The sequence below is a fragment of the Curtobacterium sp. LFS084 genome (genome assembly GCF_047977705.1).
GTDB lineage: Bacteria > Actinomycetota > Actinomycetes > Actinomycetales > Microbacteriaceae > Curtobacterium.
Genome location: NZ_JBFPFM010000009.1, coordinates 20,116 through 33,866 on the forward strand (window position 1 = coordinate 20,116; position 13,751 = coordinate 33,866).

Genomic DNA, 13,751 nt, shown 5'->3' on the forward strand with positions numbered 1-13,751 from the left:
CGGGCGTCCGCGATCCGCCCGAATCTTGCATCCTCTCGCAAGGATCGTGCAACTTGGTTTCCGATTTGTAACCGATCTCCTCTGGGCTTGGTGAGCGCTCCCCGCACTGCCTACAGTGCAAAGGTCAAACGTGGCGAGGGGGCACCCGTGCGCCTCGCCGCGTCCCATGCACCAGGAGGAATCTTGATCAAGAAGCGCGCTGGGCTCGCAGCCCTCGCCGTGCTCGGGGCCACAGCAATCGCCCTGGCCGGCTGCTCCAGCAACAGCAGCAGCGGCGGTGACAAGTCGAGCTCGACGAACGCGTCGGGCATCGTCACCACCAACGGCAACGAGCCCCAGAACCCGCTCATCCCCTCGAACACCACCGAGGTCGGCGGCGGCAAGATCATCGACTCGGTCTTCGAAGGCCTGGTGTCGTACGACGCCAAGGGCAAGCCGGTCAACGAGGTCGCGAAGAGCATCGACACCGATGACTCGAAGACGTTCGACATCAAGCTGAACACGAACTACACCTTCACGAACGGCGAGAAGGTCACGGCCGAGTCGTTCACGAAGGCGTGGAACTGGGCCGCCCAGTTCTCGAACAAGCAGGGCGCGAGCTACTTCTTCGAGAACATCGAGGGCTACGACGCGACGAAGGACTCGGAGCTCACCGGCCTCAAGGTCAAGAGCGACGACGAGTTCACCGTCACCCTCAAGTCGGCGCAGTCGGACTTCCCGCTGTCGCTCGGCTACTCGGCGTTCGTGCCGCTGCCCTCGGCGTTCTACAAGGACACCAAGGCCTTCGGTGAGGACCCGATCGGCAACGGCCCGTACAAGCTCGACGGCAAGGGTGCGTGGACGCACAACCAGTCGATCAAGCTGGTCACCAACAAGGACTACGTCGGCAAGCGCAAGCCGAAGAACGGCGGTCTGACGGTCACGTTCTACACCTCGCAGGACACCGCGTACTCCGACGCCCAGGGCGGCAACCTCGACGTCCTCGACGCCGTGCCGGACAGCGCCTTCGCGACCTACAAGTCCGACTTCCCGGACTCGAACGTGAACCAGGCCGCCGCGATCTTCCAGGCGATCTACCTGCCCTACTACCTCGACCACTGGAAGGGTGAAGAGGGCAAGCTCCGTCGCGAAGCGATCTCGCTGTCGATCAACCGCAAGCAGATCACCGACAAGATCTTCGAAGGCACGCGCACCCCGGCCAAGGACTTCACCTCCCCGGTGATCGCCGGCTGGAACGACGACCTCGACGGTTCGGACGTCCTGACCTACGACAAGTCGAAGGCCAAGGAGCTGTGGGCCGAGGCCGACAAGATCTCGAAGTACAACGACACCCTCACCATCGCGTACAACGCCGACGGCGGCCACCAGGCCTGGGTCACCGCGGTGACCAACTCGATCTCGAGCACGCTCGGCATCAAGGCCGAGGGCAAGGCGTACCCGACCTTCGCCGAGGCGCTCGCGGTCCAGACGGACAACAAGCTCACGGGCGGCAGCCGGACCGGTTGGCAGGCGGACTACCCGTCGCTGTACAACTTCCTCGGCCCGACCATGGGTGACGGTTCGTCGAGCAACTACTCGCGCTACGACTCGACCGAGTACAACGACCTTCTTGCGAAGGGCCGCTCGGCCGCGACCGTCGAAGAGGGCAACAAGTACTTCGACCAGGCGCAGGAGCTCCTGTTCAAGGACCTCCCGGAGATCCCGCTGTGGTACTCCAACGTCACCGGCGTCTGGAACGCGGACAACGTGTCGAACGTGAAGTTCGGCTGGAACTCGGTGCCGCTGTACTACGACGTCGAGGTCAAGAAGTAACACCAGTCTCCTCGTGAGACACATCGCGGACGGGTATCCTGCTCCGCGACCACCGGACGGGGGTTCGGGGGCCCACCAGGCTCCCGAACCCCCGTACCACGGCGGCAACACCTTCCCCCACCACCGCGGGCGCCGCCGCCCGCACCGGACACCCGTGCCGACCCGCGGACCGTCCACCCCTCACGACATGAACCTGAACGACATGCGCGTCCCGAACCAGGCAGGGATCTGATGGCCTGGTACCTCGGCAAGCGCCTCCTGCAACTCATCCCCGTGTTCTTCGGGGCCACGTTCCTCATCTACTTCATGGTGTTCTCCCTGCCGGGTGACCCGATCGCCGCCCTGTTCGGCGATCGTCAGCCGTCCCCGCAGGTCATCGAGCAGCTGCGTCAGCAGTACAACCTCGACAAGCCGTTCATCATCCAGTACCTCCTCTGGATCGGCGGCGTGTTCCGCGGCGACCTCGGTCTGACCTACTCGGGTCTGCCGGTCAGCTCGCAGCTCGCGCAGGCGTTCCCGATCACGGCACGTCTGGCGATCCTGTCCCTGCTGTTCGAGTCGATCGCCGGCATCGTCGTCGGTGTCATCGCCGGCCTCCGCAAGGGCAAGCTCTTCGACGCGACCGCCCTGGTCGTCAGCCTCCTGCTCATCTCGGTCCCGACGTTCGTCGTCGGCTTCCTGCTGCAGTACGTCTTCGGCATCAACCTCGGGCTGTTCCGGGTGACGGTGTCGAGCCAGGCGCCGTGGTCCGAGCTCGTGCTGCCGGCGATCGTGCTGGCGACGGTGTCGTTCGCGTACATCGTCCGGCTCACCCGCGCGAGCGTCGCCGAGAACATGTCGGCCGACTTCGTGCGGACCGCGACGGCCAAGGGTCTGGCGCGACGCCGGGTCGTGGGCGTGCACATCTTCCGCAACTCGCTCATCCCCGTGGTGACCTACCTGGGTGTCGACATCGGCAACCTGATGGTCGGCGCGGTCGTCACCGAGGGCATCTTCAACATCCACGGTGTGGGTGGCACGGTGTTCCAGGCCGTCAAGCTCGGTGAGGGCCCGACCGTCGTGTCGTTCGTCGCCGTGATGGTCATCATCTTCATGCTCGCCAACCTCCTGGTCGACCTGCTCTACGCCGTCCTGGACCCGAGGATCCGCTATGCCAAGTAACACCGAACCCCGCTCGGCGACCCACTACGTCGCCCCGATCGAGGAGACCCCGCTCCAGGCGGTCGACCAGGTCAACGAGGACGAGAAGACCCGTTCGACCTGGAGTGACGCGTGGGACGCGATGCGGGTCCGCCCGATGTTCTGGGTGTCGTCCGTCCTCATCCTGCTGATCATCCTCGTGGCGCTCTTCCCGGGCCTCTTCGCCCATGTCGACCCGCGCGCGGCGAACCTGGCGAAGAGCAACGAGGGGTCCGAGCCCGGCCACATCCTCGGCTTCAACCGCCAGGGCAACGACGTGTACGCCCGCACCATCTGGGGCACGCGCAACTCGCTCATCGTCGGCATCGTGGCGACGGTCCTGGTGTCGGTCGTCGGCATCGTGATCGGCGCACTCGCCGGCTTCTTCGGCGGCTGGCTCGACACGATCGTGTCCCGCATCGGTGACATCTTCTTCTCGATCCCGACCGTGCTCGGCGCGATCGTGATCATGTCGGTGCTCCCGGCGCGGAACGCCCTGACGGTGTCGCTCGTCCTGGCCGTGTTCGCCTGGCCGCAGATCGCCCGCATCATGCGCGGCGCGGTGCTCAGCGCGAAGCAGTCCGACTACGTCACCGCCTCGGCGGCGCTCGGCGTGAGCCGCTTCACGACGCTGGTCCGGCACGTGGTGCCGAACTCGCTCGCGCCGGTCATCGTCGTCGCGACCGTGTCGCTCGGCACGTTCATCGTGGCCGAGGCGACCCTGTCCTTCCTCGGCATCGGCCTGCCCGACTCGGCGCTCAGCTGGGGCCAGGACATCGGCAACGCGCAGGCGTCGATCCGCACCGCGCCCTCGACGATCTTCTGGCCGTCGGCCGCACTGTCCATCACCGTGCTCTCGTTCCTCCTCCTCGGTGACGTGGTCCGCGACGCACTCGACCCGAAGGCGAGGGCCCGCCGATGAGCGAGACTCTGACCCAGCCGAACGCCAGCCGTACCGGCGGCACCGGCGCGCCCCTGCTCGAGATCACCGACCTCGAGGTCGGCTTCAAGACCCAGAACGGCTTCGTCCAGGCGGTCCGCGGCGCGAGCTTCACCCTCGAGCAGGGCGAACGGCTCGCGATCGTCGGCGAGTCCGGGTCCGGCAAGTCGACCAGCGCGCAGTCGATCATCAAGCTCCTGCCCGGCACCGGCCAGGTCACCGGCGGGTCGATCAAGTTCAACGGGCGCGAGCTCGTCGGGCTGAGCGACAAGGAGATGTCGGAGATCCGCGGGAAGGAGATCGGCTACGTCCCCCAGGACCCGATGTCGAACCTCAACCCGCTCTGGTCGATCGGCTTCCAGGTGGAAGAGGCCATCAAGGCGAACGGGATCGCGACCGGCAAGCACGCGATCCGCGCCCGCGCGGTCGAGGTCCTGCAGGAGGCCGGCCTCGGCGACGCGTCGACGCGCCTCAAGCAGTTCCCGCACGAGTTCTCCGGCGGCATGCGGCAGCGCGTGCTCATCGGCATCGGTCTGTCGAGTCGCCCGAAGCTGCTCATCGCCGACGAGCCGACGAGTGCGCTCGACGTCACCGTGCAGCGGGTCATCCTCGACCACCTCGAGACACTGACCCGCGACTTCGGCACCTCGGTGCTGTTCATCACGCACGACCTCGGCCTCGCCGCCGAGCGGGCCGAGAAGCTGGTCGTGATGTACAAGGGCCAGGTGGTGGAGGCCGGTCCCTCGAAGGAGATCCTGGCGAACCCGCGGCACCCGTACACGCAGCGCCTCGTGGCCGCCGCGCCGTCGCTCGCGAGCCGCCGCATCCAGTCGAAGGTGCAGCACCAGCGGGTCGACATCGCGGACGTCGGCAGCGACGACGCCGAGCTCCTCGCCCGTGCCCAGCAGCGTGAGCACCAGCCGGCGGAGGACCTCATCGTGGTGAAGAACCTCGAGAAGGTCTACAAGCTGCGCGGCAAGAACCTCGCCACCCGCGAGCTGAAGGCCGTCGACGACGTGTCGTTCTCGATCCCGAAGGGCACGACCACGGCGCTCGTCGGCGAGTCCGGTTCGGGCAAGTCGACCGTCGCGAAGCTCGTCCTGCAGCTCGAGGACATCACGAGCGGCACGGTGCAGTTCGACGGGATCGACATCGGCGCGCTGAAGGGCAAGGACCTCTTCGACTTCCGCCGCCGCGTGCAGCCGGTCTTCCAGGACCCGTACGGCTCGCTGGACCCGATGTACAACGTCGGGAACACGATCGCCGAGCCGCTGAAGACGCACAAGGTCGGGGACAAGGACTCGCGCCGTGCGCGCGTGCTCGAGCTGCTCGACCAGGTCGCGCTGCCGAAGTCGATGGTGAACCGCTACCCGAACGAGCTCTCGGGCGGGCAGCGGCAGCGCATCGCCGTGGCCCGCGCGCTCGCGCTCAAGCCCGAGGTCATCGTGCTCGACGAGGCGGTCTCCGCACTCGACGTGCTCGTGCAGGGCCAGATCCTCGACCTGCTCACCGAGCTGCAGTCCGAGCTGGGCCTGACCTACCTGTTCATCACGCACGACCTGGCCGTGGTGCGCCTCGTCGCGGACAACGTCTGCGTCATGCGCAAGGGGCAGATCGTCGAGAAGGCGACGACCGACGAGGTCTTCGCCAACCCGCGTGAGCAGTACACGAAGGACCTGCTCGACGCCATCCCCGGCGCCGGGTTCGAGTTCGGACGCTGATCCCGCTGGACACCAACGAGGCCGGACGCATCGTCGTCCTCCGCGCAGGTCGCGGGGGCGCGGTCGCGTCCGGCCTCGTCGCCGTGCTGGCCCTCTTCATGCTCGGCGACGCGGCGGTCCGCGGCAGCTGGGACGTCGTCCTGCACGCGGTCGGTCCCCTCGCCGCCCTCGTCTGGGTGCTCTGGGTGCTCACCTTCCGCCCGCACGTGCGGATCGCCGACGACGCCGTCACGGTCGTGAACCCGCTCCGCCGGACGACGGTGCCGTGGGGCGCCGTCGAGGACGTCCGGATGCGCTGGCAGATCGTGCTCGACCTCGCCGACGGCCGGCGGTTGACCTGCTGGGGCGGCCCGTCGCTGCCGCGGCCGAAGCCGACCCGCCGCGGCGAACCCCGGGTGCTGCGGCAGCCGGACGAGTTCGTCGCGGTGCGCGACCGGTGGTCGGAACGACACGGTACGGCCGCCGACGGGCCCGTGGTCCGCGGATGGGACCGGCCCGCGCTCGTCGCGGGAGCGGTGATCGTCGTCCTCTGCGTCGTCGCCCTGCTCGTCTGACGTCGCGTCCGCGACGCGACCCGCAACGGACTGGAGGCGGGGGGGGGCCGCGCCCCCCCCCCCCCCCCCCGGCCGCCGGACCCCCGCCCCCCCCCCCCCGCGGCGGGGGGGGCGCGCCCCCCCCCCCCCCCCCCCCTCCAGTCCGTCTCGCGGAACCGCCTACGCGACGGCCTCCACCCGCTCGGTGAGGAGCGGGTTCTGGTCGGTCTGGATGCACGCGACACCGCGGCCGTGCACGTCCTGCAGCCGCGGGTCGACCGAACGGCACTGCTGCTGCCGGCCCTCGTCGAGGAGCTGGTACAGCGGGCAGCGGGTCCGGAAGCGACACCCCTCGATCCGTTCGGTCGGCGACGGGAGGTCGCCGTCGAGCAGGATGCGTCCGCGGGCGGCCTCGGCGAACGGGTCGGGCACCGGGACGGCGGACAGGAGCGCCCGCGTGTAGGGGTGCTGCGGGTCGTCGAACACCCGGTCACCGTCGCCGTACTCGACGATCCGGCCGAGGTACATCACGGCCACGTCGTCGGCGATGTGCCGGACCACGGACAGGTCGTGCGCGACGAACAGGTAGGACAGGCCGAGCCGGTGCTTGAGGTCCTCGAGCAGGTTGATGACGCCCGCCTGCACCGAGACGTCCAGCGCGGAGACCGGTTCGTCGAGCACGAGGATCTTCGGCTCGACGATGAGCGCGCGGGCGATCCCGATGCGCTGGCGCTGCCCGCCGGAGAACTCGTGCGGGTACCGGTCGATGTAGCTCGGCTCGAGGCCGACCAGCTCGAGGGAATCGCGCACCCGTCGACGGATCTCGTCCTTCGGCACACCCTGCACGGTGAGCGGTTCGCCGATCACGGAACCGATGTCGAGCCGGGGGTCGATGGAGGCCATCGGGTCCTGGAAGACGACCTGGATGTCGCTGCGGAGCGCACGGCGGTCGGCCTTCGACAGCGAGCCGGTGTCGACACCGTTCACCCTGATGGTGCCCTGCTGGGCGCCGGCGAGCTCGAGGATCTCCATGATCGTGGTCGTCTTGCCGCAGCCGGACTCGCCGACGAGGCCGAGGACCTGCCCGCGCTTCAGGGTGAGGGAGATGCCGTCGACCGCGTGCACCTCGCCGATGCGCCGACGGAACAGCGCACCCTTGGTCAGCGGGAACGTCTTCACGACGTCGTCGAGCTGCAGCACCACGTCGTCGCCGTGGTCGATCTCGGCTTCGGGCACGTCCTCCGGACGCGGGAAGATCTCGGAGCGAGCGAGCGTCCCGGCGGCGATCTCGTCGCGGCGGATGCACGCGGCGGTGTGCTCGTCGTCGAAGGCGCCGTTCGAGATCGTGGGCGTCGCGCCGGTCAGCACCGGGTTGTCGGCACTCGGCGGGACCGTGGGGGCGATCAGGGCGGGCTCGCCCTCGCGGCAGGCGTCGAGCACGGCCGGGCAGCGGTCGGCGAACGGGCACCCGGTCGGCTTCTGGGTGAGGAGCGGCGGGCGGCCCTCGAGCGGGACGAGGCGCTCCGAGCGCGCCGACGTCATGTTCGGCATCGAGCGGAGCAGCCCGATCGTGTACGGCATGACCGGCTCGCGGAAGAGCGGTTCGACCGGAGCGGTCTCGACGATCCGGCCCGCGTACATCACGGCGACGCGGTCGGCGTTGCCGGCGACGACACCGAGGTCGTGCGTGATGAGGACCACCGCGGCGCCGGTCATCTCCTTCGCGGTCTGCAGGACGTCGAGGATCTGCGCCTGGATCGTCACGTCGAGCGCGGTCGTCGGCTCGTCGGCGATGATCAGCTTCGGGTCGTTCGCGATGGCGATGGCGATCATCGCGCGCTGACGCATGCCGCCGGAGAACTCGTGCGGGAAGGCGTCGAGTCGCCTGGAGGGGTTCGGGATGCCCACGACACGCAGCAGTTCCTCGGCGCGGGTCCGCGCGGCGTGCGGGGTGAGGCTCCGGTCGTGCAGCCGCAGTCCCTCGACGATCTGCTGCCCGATCGTGTACACGGGCGTCAGGGCGGAGAGCGGGTCCTGGAAGACCATGGCGATGTCGCGCCCGCGGAGCTTCGACATCTCGCGGTCGTTCAGGCCGAGCAGCTCGCGGCCGTCGAACCGGATGCTGCCCTCGACCTTGGCCGACGACGGCAGCAGGCCCATGACGGCCATCGAGGACACCGACTTGCCGGACCCGGACTCGCCGACGATGCCGAGGAACTCGCCCTGGTTGACGGAGTAGTCCACACCGCGGACGGCGTACACGGGCTTCGAGCCCGGGTTGAACGTGACGGTCAGGTCGGAGACGGAGAGCAGGGGCTCAGTCACGGTTGGCTCCCGAGGTGGGGTCGATGGCGTCGCGCAGGGCGTCGCCGAGCAGGCTGGTGGAGAGGACCGTGGCGACGAGCGTCGCAGCCGGCAGGACGAACAGCCACGGTCGGGTGACCGCGGACTGGCTACCGGCGGCGAGCAGCGTGCCGAGCGACACGTCCGGCACCTGGATGCCGAAGCCGAAGAAGCTCAGGGCGCTCTCGGACAGGATCATCGCGCCGACCCCGAGCGTGGCGTCGATGATGAGCAGCGAGGCCACGTTCGGCAGGATGTGCCGCCGGATGATCGTGAACGACGGCACGCCCATGAACCGCGCGGCCTTGACGTAGTCGCGCTCCCGCAGCGACATCGTCTGCCCACGGATCACGCGCGCCATGATCATCCAGCCGAAGATCGCCAGCCCGACGATGAGCGCGAGCCAGCTGAGGTTCTTGAACAGCGGGCTGAGGAGGACCAGCGCGTAGAAGGACGGAATGACCAGCAGCAGGTCGATGCCCCAGACGAGCGCCCGGTCCACGAACCCGCCGAAGTACCCGGCCACGGCACCGACGATGCCGGCGATGAGGGTGGCGGCGGGACCGGCGATGAGGCCGATGAGCAGCGACTTCTGCAGGCCGACGAGCGTCTGCGCGTAGATGTCCTGCCCGATGTCGTTCGTGCCGAACCAGTGGGACGCGCTCGGCGGCATGCCGAACGCCAGGCCGTCGGAGTCGACGGCGTTCCAGTGGTACAGGTACGGACCGACGAAGGCCCAGAGCAGGATGAGCAGCAGCGCGCCGCCGCCGATGCGGGCGCGCCAGGTGCCGAGCACCTTGCGCCAGAGCGGGGTGCGGCCACCCTTCACCTCGACGACGTGCGCCGGGGTGCCGGCGCCGCCGTCACCGGGGTCGCCGGCGGTGTTCGTGGTCGTGGGGTCGAGAACAGACACGGGTCACACCCTCACTCGCGGGTCGAGCGCGGCGTAGAGCAGGTCCGCGAGGGTGCCTGCGATGAGCACGAGGATCGCCGTGAAGAGGATCGTGCCCGCTGCCGCGTTGATGTCGTTGTTGCTGATGCTCTGGACGAAGTACTCGCCCATGCCGTGCCAGCTGAAGACGAGTTCGGTGATGCTCGCACCCGTCAGGATGAGGCCGAAGGAGTAGGCGAAGAACGTCGACATCGGGATGAGCGCGACGCGGACGCCGTGCCGCATGATGGCCGATCCACGCGTCCGGCCCTTCGAGCGTGCCGTCCGGATGAAGTCGTTCGACAGGACGTCGAGCATCGCCGAGCGCTGGTACCGGGAGTACGACGCGACGGCACCCACCGTCAGCGAGATCGTCGGTAACAAGAGGTGGACCAGCCGGTCACCGAGCACCGGGAAGAACCCGCTGACGCCAGGGGTGTACTCACCGGTGAAGCTGATCACCTGCGTGCCGACCACGTTGTTGAGGTTGGTCGCCAGGATCATCAGGACCACCGCGATGACGAACGGCGGGGTCGCGAGCACCGCGAAGGACGCGTAGGTCGAGACCTGGTCGGACGTCTTGTACTGCCGCACCGCGTTCCAGACGCCGAGCAGGACGCCGAGGATCGCGCCGAGCAGCGTGCCGATCACGAGCAGCCGGAGGCTCGTGCCGGACCGGGCGACGATGTCGGCGGTGACCTCGGTGCCGCGGGCGCTGATGCCGAGCGAGCCGTGCGTGACGAGGTTCACCCACCAGTTCCACGTCCGGACCAGCAGCGGGGTGTTCGGATCGGCGCCGAGTTTCTGGAGCGCGGCGTCGATCGAGCTCTGCGGCACCGGCGGGTTCTTGCCGAGGTACCTGGCCGTCGGGTTGAGCGTCGCGCTGGCGAGCAGGTAGCCGAGCGTCGTCGCGACGATCGTCAGGATCACGTAGTTGACGATCCGCTTCGCGAGGAAAGCAAGCATGTACTGGGACCTCAGGGGGGTGCGGCCGTCCGTCCGGACGGCGTTGTTCGGTGGCGACAGGTTAGCCGCTTCCGAGCCGGGGTGGGTGATCACTGTTGACGCTATGCAACATTCGTTACGACCATGTTTCGATTCGGTACAGCAGGCCTTGTGCGACCTTCGGATGTGACTAGGGTTCTCAACCAACAGGCGTGGCGGCGGGGGCTGTCGCGTCCCGGCGCTCCGGCGCGAACCACAACGAAAGGGAATCCTCGCCATGCGAATGAGGATCAAGACGACGGCCGTGCTCGCCACAGCAGCCGCCGCGGCACTCGTGCTCGCGGGCTGCTCCGGCGGCGGATCCGCCGGACAGAGCAGCTCGGCCGTCGCCACGTCGTCGCTGAAGTCGACGGGCTGGACGGTCGCCGACCGCGACACGATCAAGGACGGCGGCTCGCTCACCCTGCCGATCGACTCGGCTCCGGCGAACTGGCAGCTGTCGAACCTCGACTCCGGGACGGTCGACGACAACACGATCGCGGGCACCTACCTGCCGGGGTTCATCCAGTTCAAGGCCAACGGTGAGTGGGAGGCGAACAAGGACTACGTCGACTCGATCGAGCTGACGAAGGACTCGCCCCAGACCGTCGAGATCAAGATCAACCCCAAGGCGGTCTGGTCCGACGGCACCCCGATCACCGAGAAGGACGTCGAGGCGAACTGGAAGGCGCTGAACGGCACGAACAAGGCCTTCGCCCCGCTCGCCACCAACGTCTGGGAGGACGTCGACTCCGTCAAGCAGGGGTCGGACGAGCGCGACGTCATCGTCACGTTCTCGAAGACCAACGCCGACTGGCCGAGCGTCTTCAGCGCGATCTACCCCTACTGGGCCGTCGACACCCCCGACCACTTCAACAACTCGTGGGCGAAGGGTCCCTACGCCGCCGACGGCAAGACGTACGTCTCCGCCGGCCCGTACATCCTCAAGTCCTTCGACGCCAACGGCGGCGTCGTGACCTTCGAGAAGAACTCCAAGTGGTGGGGTGACGCGCCGAAGCTCGACACGATCGTCTTCAAGACCGTGTCCCGCGACGGTGTCGCCCAGGCGTACGCGAACAAGGAGTTCGACGCGTTCAACCTGAACGGTTCCGCGGACAACTTCAAGACCGCGAACAGCCGCTCGGACTCGAAGATCGAGCGTTCGCTCGGCACGACCCAGCGTCAGATCACCCTGAACGGCACGTCCGACGTGTTCAAGGACCAGGAGGTCCGTCAGGCCTTCGCCCAGGCGATCAACCGCCAGGTCGTCGCGCAGGCGATCCTCTCGCCGGTGAAGAGCCCGGTCCAGGTGCTCAACAACCTCGTGTACCTGCCCGGCCAGAAGGGCTACCAGGACAACGTCTCGTCGGTCTACGGCTACAGCACGGACAAGGCGAAGAAGAAGCTCGAGGACGCCGGCTACACGATCGGCTCGGACGGCTACGCGACCAAGGGCGGCAAGACGCTCGACGTCCGCTTCGTCATCCCGTCGGACAACCAGAACTCGGCGAACGTCGCGCAGCTCGTGCAGCAGCAGACCAAGCTCGCCGGCTTCAAGGTGACCATCGACACCGTCCCGACCGACGACTTCTTCACGAAGTACGTCACCACCGACGGCCGTGACTTCGACGCCACGTACTTCGCCTGGCAGGGCACGCCGTTCCCGGTGTCGTCGCTGAAGTCGATCTACTACCCGGCCGACGCCGGTCAGAACTACACCGGCGTGACGGACGACTCGCTCGGTGCCGCCTGGGACAAGGCCAACGCGGAGCTCGACGCCGACAAGCGCATCGAGGACGCGGACGCGATCGACAAGAAGATCGTCAAGGTCGCCGGCACCATCCCGCTGTTCCCGGAGCCCTACGCCTGGGGCGTGCGCAAGGACCTCGTGAACTACGGTCCCGCGCAGTTCCAGCAGTCCTCCGTGAAGTGGCAGGACGTGGGCTACAAGAAGTAGTCCGCCGCACTCCACCCGGAAACGACATCCCCGACGTCGCACGACGTCGGGGATGTCGTTCTTCGTTGCGGGAGCGGACGACGGATCGCGGCGCTCAGAGCTGCGCGGCCGCCAGGGTCGCGACGAAGGCGAGGACCACGATCGCGAGGATCGTCCACCCGTGCACGCGGTGCGTGATCGGCGCAGCCGTCACGGTCGCCGGAGGCGGGCCGTCCGCCTCGGGCGGCGCCGGGACGAAGCCGCGGATCCGCTCGGCCGCAGCGTCGACGTCGAGGCGGGTCGCGCCTCCTGGACGACCGTCGATCACCGCGGCGAGCCGAGCCGACCTGCGGGTCGCGAGCCAGGTGCGTCGGACGCCCTCGCTGGTGACCACCTCGAGGCCGTACTTCGTGCGGACCTCGGTGATGCGCCGCCAGGAGTAGGTGCTGGTGCGCCGGACGTCGACGATCCGCAGGTGGTCGTCGGTGAGCTCGAAGCGCGGACGCCAGAGGACGGCCCAGGCGATGAACGCGATGCAGATGCTCGGGACGGGGGCGAGCCAGACGGCGCCGCCGGTCAGGAGTGCGAGGGGGACGAGCGCGACGGCCGCGACCCACAGGACGACGGCGAGCAGGCGCATGCCGGGGGCGAGGATCGTGGTCACCCGGACGAGCGTACGAGACGAGGTGACGAGATGCCTCCCCGGAGACGTCCGGGGAGCGGGTGTGACACACCTGCGCGTATCTCCGGACGACCCGATTCCCCGGGGAGGCAGGCCCTGTGTGGACCTCTCGTGGCGTCAATGGTCCTCGGCCCCCGTTCGGGTGTCAATACCCCAGGGTGTCGCATCTTCTGGGGACCGACACGCCGTGTCAGCCGTCTCAGGCCACGAGGAGCTCGACCTGCGCCCGGATCGCCTCGGCCTTCGGGAACCGGAGCCCGACCAGCCCGACGTGCCGCCAGCGGACCACGCCGTCGGGTCCGATCACGAACACCGACCGTCGGAGGCCGATGCCCGGCGCCTGCACGCCGTACGCGCGGATGACGTCGCCGGCGGTGTCGCTCAGCAGGGGGAAGGTGAGCGAGGACCCGCGGGCGAACGCCTCGTGCGAGTCGAGCGCCTGCGGACTGACGCCCCACACGACGGCGCCGAGGTCACCGAAGTCGTCGAGCTCCTCCTGGTAGCTGCAGAGCTGCGCCGTGCAGACGGGGGTGGCATCGCCGGGGTAGAAGGCGAGCACGAGGGTCCGGCCGATCTCGGCGGACAGCGCGTACTCGTCGTCGGTGCGGGTGCCGTCCCGCACGATCATGCCGGGAAGGGTGAATCCGGGTGCGGGATCGCCGACCTCGGGGATGCTCATGCCGCAACGGT

Annotated in this window: 11 protein-coding genes; 6 read left to right on the forward strand and 5 right to left on the reverse strand. The window is 68.4% G+C overall.

Annotation, left to right across the window (positions count from 1 at the left end):
• The first annotated feature begins 183 nt into the window (after positions 1 to 183).
• The 5 genes from ACNQOV_RS07470 (at position 184) to ACNQOV_RS07490 (ending at position 6,206) form a co-directional block, all read left to right on the forward strand.
• Complete coding sequence (locus tag ACNQOV_RS07470) at positions 184 to 1,812, forward strand: peptide ABC transporter substrate-binding protein (RefSeq protein ID WP_416394000.1); 1,629 nt, start codon at positions 184 to 186, stop codon at positions 1,810 to 1,812.
• Positions 1,813 to 2,043: 231 nt separating this feature from the next.
• A complete protein-coding gene (locus ACNQOV_RS07475; protein WP_022906073.1) occupies positions 2,044 to 2,973 on the forward strand; it encodes an ABC transporter permease in 930 nt (309 codons plus the stop codon).
• The gene (locus tag ACNQOV_RS07480; protein WP_022906074.1) at positions 2,963 to 3,913 is read left to right on the forward strand and encodes an ABC transporter permease; all 951 of its coding nucleotides are present in this window, start codon (positions 2,963 to 2,965) and stop codon (positions 3,911 to 3,913) included. The genes ACNQOV_RS07475 and ACNQOV_RS07480 overlap by 11 nt, the downstream gene beginning before the upstream one ends.
• Positions 3,910 to 5,652: a dipeptide ABC transporter ATP-binding protein gene (locus ACNQOV_RS07485; protein ID WP_416394002.1), complete on the forward strand. Its 1,743-nt coding sequence runs from the start codon at positions 3,910 to 3,912 to the stop codon at positions 5,650 to 5,652. Before ACNQOV_RS07480 ends, ACNQOV_RS07485 begins: the two co-directional genes overlap by 4 nt.
• A gap of 83 nt (positions 5,653 to 5,735) precedes the next feature.
• Positions 5,736 to 6,206, forward strand: coding sequence for a PH domain-containing protein (locus ACNQOV_RS07490; protein ID WP_022906076.1), 471 nt, complete (start codon positions 5,736 to 5,738; stop codon positions 6,204 to 6,206).
• A 159-nt stretch (positions 6,207 to 6,365) separates the two neighbouring features.
• Here the strand turns inward: ACNQOV_RS07490 and ACNQOV_RS07495 are convergent, their stop codons facing one another.
• Genes ACNQOV_RS07495 through ACNQOV_RS07505 form a run of 3 tightly spaced genes read right to left on the reverse strand, consistent with a single transcriptional unit; the run spans position 6,366 to position 10,425 of the window.
• Complete coding sequence (locus ACNQOV_RS07495; RefSeq protein WP_402264530.1) at positions 6,366 to 8,510, reverse strand: dipeptide ABC transporter ATP-binding protein; 2,145 nt, start codon at positions 8,508 to 8,510, stop codon at positions 6,366 to 6,368.
• A complete protein-coding gene (locus ACNQOV_RS07500; RefSeq protein WP_022906078.1) occupies positions 8,503 to 9,441 on the reverse strand; it encodes an ABC transporter permease in 939 nt (312 codons plus the stop codon). Before ACNQOV_RS07500 ends, ACNQOV_RS07495 begins: the two co-directional genes overlap by 8 nt.
• A 3-nt stretch (positions 9,442 to 9,444) precedes the next feature.
• Positions 9,445 to 10,425, reverse strand: a complete 981-nt coding sequence (locus ACNQOV_RS07505; RefSeq protein ID WP_402264527.1) for an ABC transporter permease — start codon at positions 10,423 to 10,425, stop codon at positions 9,445 to 9,447.
• A gap of 262 nt (positions 10,426 to 10,687) precedes the next feature.
• Between ACNQOV_RS07505 and ACNQOV_RS07510 the strand changes: the two genes are divergently transcribed.
• Positions 10,688 to 12,400 (forward strand): ABC transporter family substrate-binding protein, encoded by a 1,713-nt coding sequence (locus tag ACNQOV_RS07510; RefSeq protein WP_022906080.1) that lies wholly within the window; start codon positions 10,688 to 10,690, stop codon positions 12,398 to 12,400.
• Positions 12,401 to 12,494: 94 nt separating this feature from the next.
• On the opposite strand, the gene ACNQOV_RS07515 is transcribed toward ACNQOV_RS07510, so the two are convergent.
• Complete coding sequence (locus ACNQOV_RS07515) at positions 12,495 to 13,043, reverse strand: hypothetical protein (protein WP_416394006.1); 549 nt, start codon at positions 13,041 to 13,043, stop codon at positions 12,495 to 12,497.
• A 217-nt stretch (positions 13,044 to 13,260) separates the two neighbouring features.
• Positions 13,261 to 13,740: a peroxiredoxin gene (locus tag ACNQOV_RS07520; RefSeq protein WP_416394008.1), complete on the reverse strand. Its 480-nt coding sequence runs from the start codon at positions 13,738 to 13,740 to the stop codon at positions 13,261 to 13,263.
• Between the last annotated feature and the right edge of the window lie 11 nt (positions 13,741 to 13,751).